General features: G+C 60.1%; 19 protein-coding genes. 9 read left to right on the forward strand and 10 right to left on the reverse strand.

Annotated elements, in window-relative coordinates:
- Positions 1 to 43: 43 nt before the first annotated feature.
- Positions 44 to 559 carry a translation initiation factor IF-3 gene (gene infC / locus C8N43_RS01480; RefSeq protein WP_245912873.1) on the reverse strand — a complete coding sequence of 172 codons (516 nt, stop codon included), beginning with the start codon at positions 557 to 559 and terminating at the stop codon, positions 44 to 46.
- Positions 560 to 822: 263 nt separating this feature from the next.
- Here infC and C8N43_RS01485 point away from each other — a divergent pair, with 263 nt between their 5' ends.
- Entirely contained in the window at positions 823 to 1,815 is a 993-nt protein-coding gene (locus tag C8N43_RS01485) for a hypothetical protein (protein WP_107843928.1), read from the forward strand.
- A gap of 158 nt (positions 1,816 to 1,973) precedes the next feature.
- Here the strand turns inward: C8N43_RS01485 and C8N43_RS01490 are convergent, their stop codons facing one another.
- The 6 genes from C8N43_RS01490 to cysG all read right to left on the reverse strand — a co-directional run bounded on the left by C8N43_RS01490 (position 1,974) and on the right by cysG (position 7,349).
- Positions 1,974 to 2,819: a ferredoxin--NADP reductase gene (locus tag C8N43_RS01490; RefSeq protein WP_107843929.1), complete on the reverse strand. Its 846-nt coding sequence runs from the start codon at positions 2,817 to 2,819 to the stop codon at positions 1,974 to 1,976.
- Between the two features lie 70 nt (positions 2,820 to 2,889).
- Positions 2,890 to 3,303, reverse strand: coding sequence for a DUF934 domain-containing protein (locus tag C8N43_RS01495; RefSeq protein WP_107843930.1), 414 nt, complete (start codon positions 3,301 to 3,303; stop codon positions 2,890 to 2,892).
- Entirely contained in the window at positions 3,300 to 4,019 is a 720-nt protein-coding gene (locus C8N43_RS01500) for a phosphoadenylyl-sulfate reductase (protein WP_107843931.1), read from the reverse strand. The genes C8N43_RS01495 and C8N43_RS01500 overlap by 4 nt, the downstream gene beginning before the upstream one ends.
- Complete coding sequence (locus C8N43_RS01505; protein ID WP_107843932.1) at positions 4,009 to 5,673, reverse strand: nitrite/sulfite reductase; 1,665 nt, start codon at positions 5,671 to 5,673, stop codon at positions 4,009 to 4,011. The genes C8N43_RS01500 and C8N43_RS01505 overlap by 11 nt, the downstream gene beginning before the upstream one ends.
- Positions 5,674 to 5,973: a DUF2849 domain-containing protein gene (locus C8N43_RS01510; protein ID WP_107843933.1), complete on the reverse strand. Its 300-nt coding sequence runs from the start codon at positions 5,971 to 5,973 to the stop codon at positions 5,674 to 5,676.
- A complete protein-coding gene (gene cysG, locus C8N43_RS01515; protein WP_107843934.1) occupies positions 5,970 to 7,349 on the reverse strand; it encodes a siroheme synthase CysG in 1,380 nt (459 codons plus the stop codon). The genes C8N43_RS01510 and cysG overlap by 4 nt, the downstream gene beginning before the upstream one ends.
- 139 nt (positions 7,350 to 7,488) lie before the next feature.
- On the opposite strand from cysG, the gene C8N43_RS01520 reads away from it, so the two are divergent.
- Positions 7,489 to 7,950, forward strand: coding sequence for an Lrp/AsnC family transcriptional regulator (locus C8N43_RS01520; RefSeq protein ID WP_107843935.1), 462 nt, complete (start codon positions 7,489 to 7,491; stop codon positions 7,948 to 7,950).
- On the opposite strand, the gene C8N43_RS01525 is transcribed toward C8N43_RS01520, so the two are convergent.
- Together C8N43_RS01525 and C8N43_RS01530 are read right to left on the reverse strand one after the other, a co-directional pair.
- Positions 7,947 to 8,399: a response regulator gene (locus C8N43_RS01525; RefSeq protein WP_107843936.1), complete on the reverse strand. Its 453-nt coding sequence runs from the start codon at positions 8,397 to 8,399 to the stop codon at positions 7,947 to 7,949. The two genes, C8N43_RS01520 and C8N43_RS01525, sit on opposite strands and share 4 nt — an antisense overlap.
- A gap of 218 nt (positions 8,400 to 8,617) precedes the next feature.
- On the reverse strand, positions 8,618 to 9,226 hold the full coding sequence (locus C8N43_RS01530; RefSeq protein ID WP_158269887.1) for a Crp/Fnr family transcriptional regulator: 609 nt from the start codon (positions 9,224 to 9,226) through the stop codon (positions 8,618 to 8,620).
- Between the two features lie 11 nt (positions 9,227 to 9,237).
- Here C8N43_RS01530 and C8N43_RS19410 point away from each other — a divergent pair, with 11 nt between their 5' ends.
- The 6 genes from C8N43_RS19410 to C8N43_RS01560 all read left to right on the forward strand — a co-directional run bounded on the left by C8N43_RS19410 (position 9,238) and on the right by C8N43_RS01560 (position 12,456).
- Entirely contained in the window at positions 9,238 to 9,834 is a 597-nt protein-coding gene (locus C8N43_RS19410; RefSeq protein WP_146174141.1) for a Spy/CpxP family protein refolding chaperone, read from the forward strand.
- A 64-nt stretch (positions 9,835 to 9,898) separates the two neighbouring features.
- Positions 9,899 to 10,234, forward strand: coding sequence for a hypothetical protein (locus tag C8N43_RS01540; RefSeq protein ID WP_107843939.1), 336 nt, complete (start codon positions 9,899 to 9,901; stop codon positions 10,232 to 10,234).
- Positions 10,235 to 10,373: 139 nt separating this feature from the next.
- Entirely contained in the window at positions 10,374 to 10,760 is a 387-nt protein-coding gene (locus tag C8N43_RS01545) for a DUF411 domain-containing protein (protein ID WP_245912874.1), read from the forward strand.
- A complete protein-coding gene (locus C8N43_RS01550; protein WP_107843940.1) occupies positions 10,760 to 11,224 on the forward strand; it encodes a c-type cytochrome in 465 nt (154 codons plus the stop codon). Before C8N43_RS01545 ends, C8N43_RS01550 begins: the two co-directional genes overlap by 1 nt.
- A gap of 12 nt (positions 11,225 to 11,236) precedes the next feature.
- A complete protein-coding gene (locus C8N43_RS01555; RefSeq protein ID WP_107843941.1) occupies positions 11,237 to 11,581 on the forward strand; it encodes a copper resistance CopC family protein in 345 nt (114 codons plus the stop codon).
- Positions 11,578 to 12,456, forward strand: a complete 879-nt coding sequence (locus tag C8N43_RS01560; protein WP_107843942.1) for a copper resistance D family protein — start codon at positions 11,578 to 11,580, stop codon at positions 12,454 to 12,456. Before C8N43_RS01555 ends, C8N43_RS01560 begins: the two co-directional genes overlap by 4 nt.
- Before the next feature lie 4 nt (positions 12,457 to 12,460).
- Here the strand turns inward: C8N43_RS01560 and C8N43_RS01565 are convergent, their stop codons facing one another.
- Entirely contained in the window at positions 12,461 to 12,748 is a 288-nt protein-coding gene (locus tag C8N43_RS01565) for a metal-sensitive transcriptional regulator (RefSeq protein ID WP_245912875.1), read from the reverse strand.
- A 117-nt stretch (positions 12,749 to 12,865) separates the two neighbouring features.
- Here C8N43_RS01565 and C8N43_RS01570 point away from each other — a divergent pair, with 117 nt between their 5' ends.
- Positions 12,866 to 13,651: a MauE/DoxX family redox-associated membrane protein gene (locus tag C8N43_RS01570; protein ID WP_107843944.1), complete on the forward strand. Its 786-nt coding sequence runs from the start codon at positions 12,866 to 12,868 to the stop codon at positions 13,649 to 13,651.
- Positions 13,652 to 13,812 lie beyond the last annotated feature (161 nt).

The raw sequence follows: 13,812 nt of genomic DNA on the forward strand, positions 1-13,812 counted from the left end.
GTCAGGCCAGCGGGGCTTTGCATCAGGATCAACCGTCAGGCGATCAGGTCTTCAGCGGGCCGATCAGCATGACCATCTGGCGGCCTTCCATCTTCGGGAAGTTCTCGACCTTGCCGTGGCCTTCGGTGTCCGCGGCAACCCGTTCCAGCAACTCGCGGCCTAGATTCAGGTGCGCCATCTCGCGGCCCCGGAAGCGCAGGGTGACCTTCACCTTGTCGCCATTCTCCAGAAACTTGAAGACGTTGCGCATCTTGACGTCGTAGTCATTGGTGTCGGTGTTGGGGCGAAACTTGACCTCTTTGATCTCGATGGTCTTTTGTTTCTTGCGCGCCTCAGCCTCTTTCTTCTGCTGCTCGTATTTGAACTTGCCGAAGTCCATGATCTTGCAGACGGGCGGGTTGGCGTTGGGGGAGATTTCCACCAGGTCCAGCCCGGCTTCATCTGCCATCTCCATGGCGCGGGCGGGTGAGACGACGCCGACATTCTCTCCTTCGGCGCCAATGAGGCGGATTTCGTCGGCGCGGATGCGATCGTTGACGCGGGGGCCGGTTTCACGCACCGGGGGTGCGTTATGTGGTCTACGGGCTATGGCCTGAGGTCCTTCTTCAATTGCAGAAAACTATCTTGAGTTGCCAAGGTAGAGACCCAACGCCGCTGCTTCAAGTCGGTTTTCCGCCGATCCGGGGGATGCGAGCGGATTTTCCCCCCAATGACGCGTTGTACCCGTATCATGGACGCCGTAAGTGGGCCGCAAGGCGGAACCATGAGCCCCCCTCTCGGTGTTGGGCCATCAAAGCCGTCCGCAACAAAGGAAAAACACTTATGCGATTCAACACGATTTCCCCCATTGCCATGGCCGCCGCTCTGGGCTTGGCGCTGAGCACGCCTGCTGCCGCGATGGGCTGGTTCTCCAGCGAAGAGGAGCCCGCCGCGGCCTCCAGCGAAGGCACCGTCACGGCGCCGGAGGCCATCGAAAACGTCACCGAGGAGGCGTCAGAGGCCGCCGCGGAAGCCGCCGCCGAGGCGGAAGAAGAGGCCGCCGCCGCGGCGCAGGCCGCCGAAGAGGAAGCCGCACGTCTGGCCGCTGAGGCGGAAGAGGAAGCCGCCGCCGCCGCACAAGCCGCCGAAGAGGAGGCCGCACGCCTCGCCGAAGAAGCTGAGGCTGCCGCCCAGGCCGCCGAGGAAGAAGCGGCCGCCGCCGCTCAGGCCGCCGAAGAAGAGGCCGCTCGCCTTGCCGCCGAAGCTGAAGCAGCCGTCGCCGCAGCGGAAGAGGAAGCCGCCGCCGCCGCCGAAGAAACAGAGACTGCGGTCGAGAGCGCCGTCGAAAGCACTTCTGAGACCGCATCCGAGGCAGCCGATGCCGTCACCGAAGGCGCTGCGACCGCCGTGGAGGCCGTCACCGACACGGCATCCGAGGCCGCCGAGGGAGCCAGCGACGTGGCCGCCGATGTGGTCGAAGGTGCAGAGAATGCCGCTGAAGCCACTGGCGACGCGATATCCGACACGGCCGCCGCCGTGGGCGAGGCGACCGGCGATGCCGCCGCGGTCGTGACTGGCGACACTGGCGAGGCGATCGAGTCCGCTGCCGATGCTTTGACGGGCGATACGCAAACCGAGGCCGAGGCCACTGCCGCCGACAGCGAGGCGCTGACCGTAGCGGGGTTCGATTTCGACACGGTGGTCACGCTGATCGACGAAAATGTCTCTAATCCGCTGGCGCAGACGACCTTGAAAACCGCGCTGGAGCAGGCGCGGGACAACCCGGATGTGCTGCAATCGGTGCTGGACAACATCAAGGGCGCGCTGTCCCAGTAAACGACTGATCTAAAATGATAAGCGCCGCGCCCGGTATGTCCGGCGCGGCGCTTTTTTATGCCTCGTGGCTATGAGTACTTTTGCCAAAACGAAGCCAGATTTGCCTTAGCTTCGCGCGGGCGGGATAACCTTGATGGCCTGTTATTTGGTAAGTGTACCTAGCCGACGAAGGCCTTCTCGACCACGTAATGTTTCGGATCGCTATTGGCGCCTTCTTCCAGGCCGAAGCCTTCAAGGATTTCTTTCAGGTCGGTATTCAGCCCGATGGAGCCACAAACCATCGCCCGGTCCGTCTCTGGCGAGATGCGGTCAATGCCAAGGTCCTTGAACACTGTGCCGTCCTGCAACAGCGTCGTGATACGGCCCATCTTGGGCGATTGCTCGCGGGTCGTGGTGGGGTAGTAGACCAGCTTGGCAAGGTTCTCCTCGCCCAGAAGCTCGCCCAGCATCTCGTCGCTGCGGATGTCCTCGATCAGCTGCTTGCCATATTCCAGCTCCGCCACGTCGCGGCAGGTGTGGGTCATGATGATCTGTTCGTAATCCTCAAAAGTCTGCGGGTCGCGCAGCAGGGATGCGAAGGGGGCAAAGCCCGTGCCGGTGGCGAAAAACCACAGCCGCTTGCCGGGCAGCAGCGCGTCATGGACCAACGTGCCCACGGGCTTGGGCCGCAGGATGATCTCGTCGCCGGGCTGGATGTGCTGCAGTTTCGAGGTCAGCGGGCCGTCCTGCACCTTGATCGAGTAGAACTCCAGCTCTTCATCCCAGCTGGGCGACGCGATGGAGTAGGCGCGCAGCAGCGGCTTCTGCTTGCCGGTCTCGGGGTGCGGATCACCCATCAGGCCGATCATCACGAACTCGCCCGAGCGGAAGCGCAAAGAGGCGGGCCGAGTCACCCGGAACGAGAAAAGCCTGTCTGTCCAATGCTTTACCTCGGTGACGGTTTGCGCGTCGGGCAGCGTCGGGACGGGTTTGACGGGGGCATTCATGGCGGTCACTTCATTCATCACGTGTCTAGCGCGGTTTACACCGCGCCCTCTTTCTAGCTTGGAAAATGGGGTCTGGGAAGTGCGGCGCTCAGCCGCGCAATCTGGCTTGGTAATGGTGCGCGCGCCAGTCGGCGCGGGCCTGCCAATGGTCCTCGGGTTGGCGGGCGGCGAGGGTCTCGTCGATCTCGACCTCGTCAAAACCCGACCGCCGCGCCATGGCGTATTGATCGGCAAGCACATGGCCGCGCGCGCGCAGCCGCCCGGTGAAGCCCATCAGACGCAACCGGCGCGCGATGGTGAAGCCGCGCCCATCGGCCGACGACGGGAAATCCACCCGGATCATGTCGATCTCGGAGACCCGATTGGCAAGGCCCGACGGATCGGCATCGGACGGGATGTCGATACAGCAGGGCGTGTCATTGGCGGGCAGGTCGGCCAGGGCCGTAAACCCCCGATCCCACGTGTCCGGCGCGAAGCCTTGATCGGTAACGATAACGCTCATGCCGCGCTCTCCTGTCTGATGATTTTGCCATCCACGATGTGAATCCCGCATTCGGTTTTTTCCATTCCACGCCAACGCCCTGCGCGGGGGTCTTCACCTTCCGCGACCTTGGTAGTGCAAGGTGTGCAGCCCAGCGAGGTGAAGCCGCGCGCGACCAGCGGGTGGCGGGGCAGATTGTGCGTGTCCATATAGGCCGCGATCCGGGCGGTGTCCCAGTCGGCCAGCGGGTTCACCTTGATCTTGCGATCCTGCTTTTCATAAAGCGGCAGCGCCGCGCGGACCCCGCCATGGGCGCGTTTGCGCCCGGTGATCCAGCCGTCGAACTCGGCCAGTGCTTCGGCCAGCGGCTCGGTCTTGCGCAGCGCGCAGCAGGCATCGGGGTCGATCGTGTGCAGGATGCTGTCCACGTCGCGCTCCATCAGCCGCGCGCGGGACGGGCGGATGACGCGGATATCGCTCAGGCCCAGATGTTTGGCCACCTCGCGCTGATAGGTCAGCGTCTCTGGGAACAACATCTCGGTGTTTAGAAACAGCACCGGCGTGTCCGGGTTGGCCTGCGCGACCATGTGCAGCAGCACGACACTTTCCGCGCCAAAGCTCGACACCAGTGCGACGCGCCCGATCTGGATGTCGTCCAGCGCGTGGCTCACAATGGTTTGCGCATCGCTTTTGCGGTGCAGGATGTTGCGGCGCTCGGCCAGTTCCTTAAGCGGCATTGGCTTTTGCCTCCGGATAGAGCGCAGCCTTGAACGGCGCGAGGCCAAGGCGGCGATAGGCGTCGATGAAGCGCTCGTCCGCATCCACGCGTAGGTCGAGATAGGCCGCGATCAGACGCTCGATGGCGGGCACAATCTCGTCATAGGCAAAGCCCGGTCCGGCCCGCTCGCCCACGGCGGCGGTCTCAGTATGGTCGCCGCCGAGCGTGATCTGGTAGTTCTCCACGCCAGCCCGGTCGAGGCCGAGGATGCCGATATGGGCCACATGGTGGTGGCCGCAGGCATTGATGCAGCCCGAGATTTTGATCTTAAGATCGCCGATATCATGCTCCAGCTTCAATTCGTCAAAGCGGGTCGCGATCTGCTGTGCCACGGGGATCGAGCGGGCCGTCGCCAGCGCGCAGTAATCCATGCCGGGGCAGGCGATGATGTCGGAGATCAGGCCGATATTGGCCGTAGCCAAACCAACCTCTTTTAGCCGCGCATGTATCGCGGGCAGGTCGGCGCGGTGCACATGTGGCAGGATCACGTTCTGCTCGTGACTGATGCGCAGCTCGTCATGGGCGAACTCACGTGCAATCTGCGCCATCACCCGCATCTGGTCAGAGGTCGCATCGCCCGGCGTGTCGCCTTGCTTTTTGATGCTGATCGACACGATGGCGTAATCATCATTGCGGTGCTTGGTGATGTTGGTGTCGACCCAGGACCGGAATACCGAGTCCTCGTGATAGGCGGCCTTAAATGGGGCAACCGAGCCGGTCTTGAAGTCGGGGGCGGCGAACTGCGCCTCGATCCCGGCCAGCATCTCCTGATCGACGCCGGAGAACAGCGGACGCAGCTGGGCGAACCGCTCTTCCACCAGATCGCGGATCGTCTCGATCCCGTTCTCATGCACGGTGATCTTGATGCGGGCCTTGTATTTGTTGTCGCGGCGGCCCAGCAGGTTGTAGACGCTGACGATGGCCTCGGCATAGGGCAGCAGGTCGGCCTTGGGCAGGAACTCCCGCAACACTTTGCCGATCATGGGCGTGCGGCCCAGACCGCCACCGACGATCACTTCGTAGCCCTTTTCGCCGTCCCGCTCGACCATGCGCAGGCCGATATCATGGGCCTTGGTCACGGCGCGGTCATTGGGCGAGCCGGTCACCGCTATCTTGAACTTGCGCGGCAGGAACTGAAATTCCGGGTGGTCGGTGGACCATTGACGAAGCAATTCAGCTGTCGGGCGGGGGTCTTCGATCTCATCCGCGGCGGCGCCTGCGAAATGGTCCGAAGTCACGTTGCGGATCGTGTTGCCAGAGGTCTGGATCGCATGCATGCCAACCTCGCCCAACGCGTCGAGCATATCCGGCACGTCGCGCAGTTTCGGCCAGTTATACTGGATGTTCTGGCGCGTGGTGAAGTGGCCGTAGCCCTTGTCCCACTTGTCCGCGATCATCGCCAACTGGTCCATCTGCGCGCTGTTCAGCGTGCCATAGGGGATGGCCACGCGAAGCATATAGGCGTGCAGTTGCAGGTAGAGCCCGTTCATCAGGCGCAGTGGCTTGAACTCGTCCTCGGTCAGGGAGCCGTCGATACGGCGCTCGACCTGGGCACGAAACTGCGCGTTGCGCACGGCCAGAAAGTCGCGGTCGAAGTCATTGTATTGATACATCTAAAGGTGCTCCTGCTTGCCGTGCGCATAGTTGCTCGGGCCTTTGGTGCGGAATGTTTCGCGGAAATGGGTTGGGACGGGCTGGCCGTTCTCGATGGCGACCTCGGCGAGGTAGACGCCCACCACCACATCGGCCTGCGCGCTGGCATGCAGCAGGCGCAGATCGCCATGGGCGGCCTCGTCGATCACCTCTGCCTCCTCGATCCGGCGTGACCACTGATCGTCTGCGGTCAGGTAGACCACGTCGCCTTCAAGCAACGCGTTGGCGGTGACGACTTTGGGGGTAAACGGCTTGCTCATATCGCAGCCTCCATGTTGATCTGATCTGCGGCGTCCATCGCCGCCCGGGGGGCGAGACCCAGGAACACCAGTGCGGGACCGGCGAGGTTTGCGTTTGTCAGCGTCGGCTCCAACTCGCCGATTGTGGTCGACAGGATGCGCTGATCGGGGCGTGAGGCGTTCTCGATCACCGTGACCGGCGTCGCGGCATCCGCGCCATGCATCAGCAGGCGGCCTTGGATGAAGCGGGCGGATTTCTTGCCCATGTAGATCGCGGCGACCTTGCCCGGTTGGGCCAGTGTCTTCCAGTCGTGATCGACAAAGCCCTTGGTGTCGTGGCCGGTGATGAACCGAACGCCGGAGTTGCGCCCGCGCTTGGTAAAGCTCTGGCCAAGGGCCGCGACAGCGGCGGAGGCGGACGTGATGCCCGGCACGATCGTCCACGCGATGCCCGAGGCCTCGCAAGCCTCGATCTCTTCATCGAGGCGGCCGAACACGGTGGGATCACCCGATTTCAGGCGCACCACATGGGCACCGCCGCGCGCATGGCTGACGATCATTTCATTGATCGCGTCCTGGGTCACGGAAGGCCCAAACCCTTCCTTGCCAGCTGACAGCATGATTGCTTCCCGGCGGGCAAGCTCAAGAATTTCCGGGGCGACCAGACGGTCGTAGATCACCACATCCGCTTCATCGAGCGCCTTGCGCGCCTTCAGGGTCAGCAATTCCGGGTCACCGGGGCCTGCGCCCACCAGATCAACGCGGCCTTCCTTGATGTCCGCGTTCAAATGCTTGTCGAGCAGCGCCTCCAAGGTGTCCTGCGCGTCCGTCTCGGACGCGACGTCGGTGTTATAGTACTCCGCCCAGAAGTCGCGTCGCTTGACGCCGAAGGGCAGGGCCTCGGCCTTGGCGCGGAAGGCTTTGCCAATGCGGGCCATCAGGCCAAGGCGCGGGGACAGCTTCTCTTCGATGTCTTTTTTGATCGCGCGGGCCAGCACCGGGGCGGCGCCTTCTGTGCCGATGGCCACGACCACCGGGTCTCGGTCGACCATGGCGGGGGTGATGAACTGGCTGTCGCCCAGATTGTCGACGATGTTGACCAGCGCGCCGTCGCGATGGGCCAGCTCGGCCACCCGCGCGTCTTCCGCGTCGTCCTCATTGGCCGCATAGAACAGCCGCGCGCACATCGCGTCGCCCGGCTCCATGGCGCGGGGGATCAGGGTCAGGCGCGCCTCTGCCGCCCATTTCTTGATCTCGGGCGCTGCATTGGCGGCGACCACCGTCAGGTTGGCCTCGGTCTTCAATAGCAGCCGCAGCTTGGCAAGCGCCGCTTCGCCGCCGCCAGAGACGACCACGCGGCGACCTTCCAGGGCCATAAAGATCGGGAAATGCTTCATCGGAGCCTGTCCTTCGTTGTCTTGGCTCTAAAATTAGAAAATATTCCTAAGAAAGCCTATCCCTGCACGCAGATAAGGAATATTGTTCGCCAAAATTGGAAATCAGGAACCCCTGTTTCGAAAATAAGGACCTGTTGGAATGAACGTGCGGCTGGACGACACAGACCGGAAAATTCTCGCGGCGCTGCAAGAGGACGCCTCACAGAGTCTTGATGAAATTGCCAAGAAAACAGGCAGTTCAAAGACGCCGGTGTGGAACAGAATCAAGAAGTTGCGCGCCGCGGGGGTCATCAAATACGACACCTCGGTGCTCGATCCGGAAAAGCTGGGGCTGGAGGCCTGCTTCTTCGTGCTCATCCGCACGTCCGAGCATGAGGCCGATTGGCAAGACCGGTTCCTGCGCACGCTGCAGGCCCGCCCCGAGGTGATGGAGGCGCACCGGCTGGCGGGCGACATTGATTACATCCTGAAAGTTCGCGTCCACAACGCCCGCGCCTATGACGCGTTCTATCAGGCGTTGATTTCGGAAGTGCGTATCTTCAACGTGACCGCCTTGCTGTCGATGGAAGAGATCAAATCCACCACCGCTTTGCCGCTTTAGCTGGCGAGCGCCGCGGGCTCCGGCTCTGCAAGGCGGCGAGATGCAAACAGCGGTGCGTCGTCGAAGTCGATCTTCTTGGCCGCCCGCGCGCTGCCGGTGACCGAAGCCAGGGCGATCTGCGAGATGAGCTGCGCACTGAGCGTCGGCGAGGCCATGCCAGCCAGGCTTGGTAGCAGATCGTAAAGTTCGTCCACATCAGCATCCGTTCGGTCGGTCAAGATCACGGTCTTGACGAAGGGCGCGCGTTTTTCCGCGGACAGAGCCACCGCATGGGTCAACCGCCCGCCGACCCGTTCGGTCATGACGATCAGATCGAAAATCCACGCCCGCGCATGGGCCTGCGCCATCATCACGCTTTCAGAATTGATCACCGTGAAGCCTTGCTTCGCCAGCACATCGGTCAGGTGATGGTGGATATTTGGATCATCGGACAGGATCAGGGCGTGCATGGCGACCTCGGGCAGCTGGGGCGTCTTTTCGCCAAGCTAGCGGCTGATCGGTAAAGATTGTCCTAAGGGATGCACTTTTCTCTCGCGGCGGCTGAGAAGTCCTGGAGAGACGACGTCCGACCTCGTGAATGATGATCTCAGTAAGCGGCAAACGCCCGTTCTGAGCCCATACCTACCAAGATGCCGCGTCGCGACGAATGTCCGGTTTAGGATCCAGCTTAGCTCGGCTTGTTCCCTCGACGCTGCGCAAGCTCACGATAGAGTGCGGGTGGGCTCACGCCGATCCAATCAGCGACGCGCACCCACTCACCTTCTTTCGGGCGGCCAAAGAGTTCGAGATAAGCATCCAGACGATCTGCCACCTTTCGTCTGCGCATAATCTCAATGCGAGTGCGCAAACTCTGTACCTCTCTTGCTGTGCGCGCGAAAGCCTTGATCGAAAGACGGTCTGACGAGGCGACATTCTCCAAATGCGCGATCAACTTGGCTTTGGGGATCATAGAGACTGTTGTCGTGATATCCGTCACAGCATCGCAGTGATATCGATCCGCAAAAAGGGACGCTTCGGCCACCAGACCTCCTGTATTTGCTGTATGTAGTGTCAAAAGCCCACCATCTTGCAGCGCCCGCTGTAAGAAGAGTCGCCCATCACTGACCAGAAACGCCCATTCAACTTGGTCGCCTCGCCTAAACAGCGTTTCGCCCGCGTCCAACGTTCGTTTGGGTGCGCCATCAAAATACTGAAGCCAATGATCTGACATGGTTTCTATCATGTTCATTTTCGCCCACGTCATGCAATGCCTTCGTGCAAAAGCTGGATCGATCAAGGACTTCAATTATGGGTATCAAACACTTTGCACTTCTTTTGATGGCTTTCCCTAATAATGCGTTGTCTCAAACCCACGATGGAAGTCATGGTTCGACGCCTTCCGCCTATGCAGGTGAAGAAACTCGCTTGATCAAGTCTCTTTCGGAACAAGACCTAGAAGAAATCGCGCATGGCGGCGGATGGGGACTCGCACGCGCCGCCGAGCTCAATGGTGTTCCAGGGCCCACTCACCTTCTTGAGCTTGCCGTTGAAGTCGGTCTGACTGATCAGCAGCGCGAGGATATCGAGGCGATCCGGGCGCAGATGCAAGCAGACGCCATAACTGCCGGGGAGCGGTTCGTCGCGGCAGAACGAGCGCTGGACGAAGCTTTTCAACAAGGTGCACCTAATGCGGAAGCGCTCAAACGGCTGGTGGCCGAAGCAGGTAAAGCGCGGGCAGCTCTCCGCCTCGTCCATCTGAATGCACATCTTTTGACTTTGCCTTTGCTGACAAATGCCCAAGTCAGCCAGTACTCGGTCTTGCGCGGTTATTCAGATGATCCCTGTGCCTCTGTTCCTGAGGGGCATGACCCGGAGATGTGGCGTAGCCATAACGGATGCAATTAGGCTCGATTACGGCGACACATCCTCGTGACTTGTCAAAGTCCTATACCCCCAGTAGGTATTGGGCATGTTTCGCTTGGTGCTGTCGATCCTTCTTGTCGTTGCCTTCGCTGGTGCTTCCACCGCGTCTGTCATGCATGGCTTGAGCCACGGATCGGACCACGTAAACCACCACGTGGACATGACCGAAAGCGATCCTTTGGCTGATGCTGAGAAGGCACTCGCGGACTGCTGCGACGCCACCAGCGGCATGGGGTCAATGCCCTGTTTTGGCGATCTCGCGGCCACTTCTGCTATTTTACAGGTCATTCCCGCGAGCAGATCGGTTGTTAGTGTTCTGTACGCTGATTTCGACTTTGCAAATCTGACGCTCGCTGTCCCAACCGGTCCTCCGAAAGTCTGAGCGGCAACGGGCGCTGGCCCGCAGTCTATTCAACTTTCAAATCAAAGGACCGACAGACATGATCACACGTCGTCACTTCACCACCCTATCTGCAACAGCTCTTGTCATGGCTGCCCTGCCTGCTCGTGCTGGCACACCTATGCGCGTTCTCGCCTCACCAGGCTGCGGATGCTGTCACGCCTGGGCTGACCTAGCTCGCGCACGCGGCTACGCCGTCACCGTCGAGGAACTGACCGACCCCAATGCGCAGAAGTCAGAGCGTGGCATTCCGCTTGAGCTCGCCTCCTGTCACACCATTGAAGCGGATGGATATGTCTTCGAAGGCCATGTGCCGTTCGAAGCATTGGAAGCCGTTTTGCAGGATCGCCCAGACATCACTGGGCTTGCTGTTCCGGGCATGCCGATGGGCTCTCCCGGCATGGGCGACGACCCGTCTGCCCGCTACGATGTCATTGCATTTGGTGGAGAGGCTGGCACCGGCACGGTATACTACCGCGCTGGCACGGCACAGCCGTTCGACACCTGATGGTAAGTCGGAAAGCCGTTTTACTAACCGGTGGGCTCACGCTCACCGGTTTCGCCGCCGCATTTGTTCTGGCGCAACCTTCCCAAACGGTTGGTATTTTGACGCCTGACGACGCCGAAGTGATCGCCGTGGGCCAAGGCATCTACGCAGACCAATGTGCCGCTTGCCATGGTGCGCGCCTAGAAGGGCGGCCAAACTGGCGGATACGTGGAGAAGATGGACTGCTGCCAGCACCGCCACATGACGCAACAGGCCATACGTGGCACCATGATGATGAAACGCTTTTTACCCTGACCAAATATGGGCTTGCCGGTCTGATGGAGAACGCGCCACCATCCGGCATGCCTGTCTATGAGGGTGTGCTCAGCGATGAAGAAATTATTGCGGTGCTCTCCTTCATCAAGTCGACTTGGCCAGATGACCTTCGTCAGTATCACGACGAACTGAATGCACAGTCCGAATAGAGGAAAATTCAGATGTTCAAACAAACTCTTCTCGGCTTGGCCGTTGTAGTTGCTCCCGCTCTTGCCTTTGCCCATTCGAAGTCTGAGGCCACAACACCCGCCGACGGCGCGGCAGTCACAGAAGTGCCGGAGCTTTCAATGCGGTTCGATGATCCGATGCGCATCATTTCGGTCTCGCTCACCTCTCCAGATGGAGATGTCGAAATCGAACGCGAGACAGGTATGGACCCCGCTACAGAGTTCCGGGCTTTACCATTGGAAGAGCTTGAGCCTGGAAGCTATCGCTTCGACTGGCGCGGTATGGCGTCGGACGGCCATCCGATGCAGGGCAGCTTCTTCTTCACGGTCACTGAGTGACCGGACTCGCACCGATCGACGGTCTTGTCGTTTTGGCCATCTTAGCCAAGGCGATTGGCTATAGCGCGGCGCTCATCGCTATCGGCGGCGTGCTGTTTTCCTTCATCTTCGCAAAGCGTGCTGAGGTGTCTGTCCTTCATCTGGCACGGAAGCTCGCTATCGGTGCTGCGCTTGTCGGTCTCGCCGTGCTGGCCGTCCGGTTCGGCATCCGCGCGGCACGGATTTCCGGCATGGGTTTTGAGGGCGCGACCGACCCAATGATGCTTGGCTTCGCATGGGAAAGTCCACTTGGCAACGCCGCGATTTGGCGTGGGATAGGAGAAGTCGCGATACTAGCACTTTTGATCCCCCGTTTCGGACAATGGATCGCCATGGCGGGGACCGTTGCTGTAGCAATATCCTTTGCTCAGGTGGGCCACGCTCTTGGAGAACCAAGAGCGGCGTTGGCCGTCTTGCTGGTACTGCATCTTCTAGCCGCTGCTTTCTGGGTTGGCGCTCTCATACCCTTGCGGCGGGCAGCACTTGCTCCAGCCGGTGCTGATCTGTTGCATTATTTTGGTAATCTCGCCGCTGGCGGAGTAGCGGCTCTAATCCTCGCAGGCACATCGCTCGCTTGGCTGCTTTCAGGCTCTGCCACTGCGTTATTTGGAACGGCCTACGGCTTAGCACTTCTGGTCAAAGTCGCGATTGTTACGGTCCTCCTGGGCTTTGCGGCTTGGAATAAGGTGAGGCTGGTCCCCGATTTACGCGCCGAGAAACCCGGTGCAGCCCATGCCCTGAGGCGTTCTATTTCAATGGAAATTCTGGCCGTTGTTCTAATCCTGCTGGCAACTGCAACCATCACCAGTGTATCGACGCCACCCGTCAATCTTTGACCGCTTAGCCCCGCGCCTTGTCGAGCAATTCAAGCAATTCGGTGAACTTTGCTCGTTGGTTCTCCCGATCACCTGATGCAAGTGCATCCTCGATGCAATGGGATGCATGATCGTCAATCACGAGCTTTTCGACGCCTTTCAGCGCTGCACGTACTGCCGCGATTTGCGTCAAAACATCAACGCAATAGCGGTCCTCTTCGACCATCCGGGCAATCCCTCGGACCTGACCCTCCAGGCGTTTGAGGCGTTTTAAAGTGGCTTCGCGATTTTCGTGCATAGTCTCTTTTCGCATGCTGGCACACAAAAAGTCGAGTGAGTGCGGAACCAAAGCTCACACTCTTGAATATATACCCCATGGGGGTATATAGAATTAAGAAATGCTCACGCAAGGAAATTGACGGAGAAGCCAATGCCCAAAGACACGCGCGACGTCGCCGACATTGATACAAACCCGGTCGAAATGGCGGTGGGCAAAACGGCTGTGCTATACCGGATGGCCCTGCCAGATCATCTCTGCCCATCCGGTCAAAAGGCGCGCTGGCTTCTTGAACGTCAGGGATATGATGTCGATGACAGGCTCTTTCGAGCTCGCGCCGAAGTTGACGCTTTTAAGGCCGAGCACGACGTCAAGACGACTCCCCAAGCATGGATCGAAGGCGAACGCGTTGGCGGCTATACGGACCTGCGCGAAAAGCTGACCGGCTGGGACCCGAAGGCAACCACCTACCGGCCAGTGCTTCATCTCTTCGCCGTGGCAGCTCTGACTGCAATCGCGCTCTCCATTGGGTTCCTTGGCGCAATCACTTGGCAAACACTCGGCTGGTTCATCTCGGTCTCGATGATCCTTCTCGGCATGCAGAAACTACGCGATATCGAGGGCTTCTCCACGATGTTCCTCAACTACGATCTTCTTGCGCGGAGATGGGTCCCCTACGCATATATCTATCCATTCGTAGAAACAGGCGCGGGCATCTTAATGACCGGCATGATCCTAACTTGGGTGTCAGCTCCTGCGGCACTTTTCGTTGCTGGCATTGGAGCCGTCAGCGTCTTTAAGGCCGTCTACATCGACAAACGTGAGCTCAAATGCGCCTGTGTTGGCGGAAATTCAAACGTGCCGCTTGGGTTCGTTAGCCTCACCGAAAATCTAATGATGGTCGGAATGGCAGTTGTGATGCTTTGGCTGATGGTTTGAGCGCGTAATTCTTCAGTCCCTTCGCCCTCAAACATCAAAGAGGACCTCTAGATTCAGGTATTGAACGGCAGGTTTGTCCGCATTCCGGACATCGAATTGAGAAAACTGCTTCGGCACGTCTTAAGTCGCGACGTCACCTGTGGTCATGATACGGTGCTCCC

The sequence above is a fragment of the Litoreibacter ponti genome (genome assembly GCF_003054285.1).
In the GTDB taxonomy this organism is placed as follows: Bacteria; Pseudomonadota; Alphaproteobacteria; order Rhodobacterales; family Rhodobacteraceae; genus Litoreibacter; species Litoreibacter ponti.

What these genes read in the sequence shown, in the direction of transcription:
- C8N43_RS01485 (WP_107843928.1), top strand. Translation starts at nt 823, where the DNA reads ATGCGATTCAACACGATTTCCCCCATTGCCATGGCCGCCGCTCTGGGC.
- C8N43_RS01490 (WP_107843929.1), bottom strand. Translation starts at nt 2,819, where the DNA reads ATGAATGAAGTGACCGCCATGAATGCCCCCGTCAAACCCGTCCCGACG.
- C8N43_RS01495 (WP_107843930.1), bottom strand. Translation starts at nt 3,303, where the DNA reads ATGAGCGTTATCGTTACCGATCAAGGCTTCGCGCCGGACACGTGGGAT.
- C8N43_RS01500 (WP_107843931.1), bottom strand. Translation starts at nt 4,019, where the DNA reads ATGCCGCTTAAGGAACTGGCCGAGCGCCGCAACATCCTGCACCGCAAA.
- C8N43_RS01505 (WP_107843932.1), bottom strand. Translation starts at nt 5,673, where the DNA reads ATGTATCAATACAATGACTTCGACCGCGACTTTCTGGCCGTGCGCAAC.
- C8N43_RS01510 (WP_107843933.1), bottom strand. Translation starts at nt 5,973, where the DNA reads ATGAGCAAGCCGTTTACCCCCAAAGTCGTCACCGCCAACGCGTTGCTT.
- cysG (WP_107843934.1), bottom strand. Translation starts at nt 7,349, where the DNA reads ATGAAGCATTTCCCGATCTTTATGGCCCTGGAAGGTCGCCGCGTGGTC.
- C8N43_RS01520 (WP_107843935.1), top strand. Translation starts at nt 7,489, where the DNA reads ATGAACGTGCGGCTGGACGACACAGACCGGAAAATTCTCGCGGCGCTG.
- C8N43_RS01525 (WP_107843936.1), bottom strand. Translation starts at nt 8,399, where the DNA reads ATGCACGCCCTGATCCTGTCCGATGATCCAAATATCCACCATCACCTG.
- C8N43_RS19410 (WP_146174141.1), top strand. Translation starts at nt 9,238, where the DNA reads ATGGGTATCAAACACTTTGCACTTCTTTTGATGGCTTTCCCTAATAAT.
- C8N43_RS01540 (WP_107843939.1), top strand. Translation starts at nt 9,899, where the DNA reads ATGTTTCGCTTGGTGCTGTCGATCCTTCTTGTCGTTGCCTTCGCTGGT.
- C8N43_RS01545 (WP_245912874.1), top strand. Translation starts at nt 10,374, where the DNA reads ATGCGCGTTCTCGCCTCACCAGGCTGCGGATGCTGTCACGCCTGGGCT.
- C8N43_RS01550 (WP_107843940.1), top strand. Translation starts at nt 10,760, where the DNA reads ATGGTAAGTCGGAAAGCCGTTTTACTAACCGGTGGGCTCACGCTCACC.
- C8N43_RS01555 (WP_107843941.1), top strand. Translation starts at nt 11,237, where the DNA reads ATGTTCAAACAAACTCTTCTCGGCTTGGCCGTTGTAGTTGCTCCCGCT.
- C8N43_RS01565 (WP_245912875.1), bottom strand. Translation starts at nt 12,748, where the DNA reads ATGCGAAAAGAGACTATGCACGAAAATCGCGAAGCCACTTTAAAACGC.
- C8N43_RS01570 (WP_107843944.1), top strand. Translation starts at nt 12,866, where the DNA reads ATGCCCAAAGACACGCGCGACGTCGCCGACATTGATACAAACCCGGTC.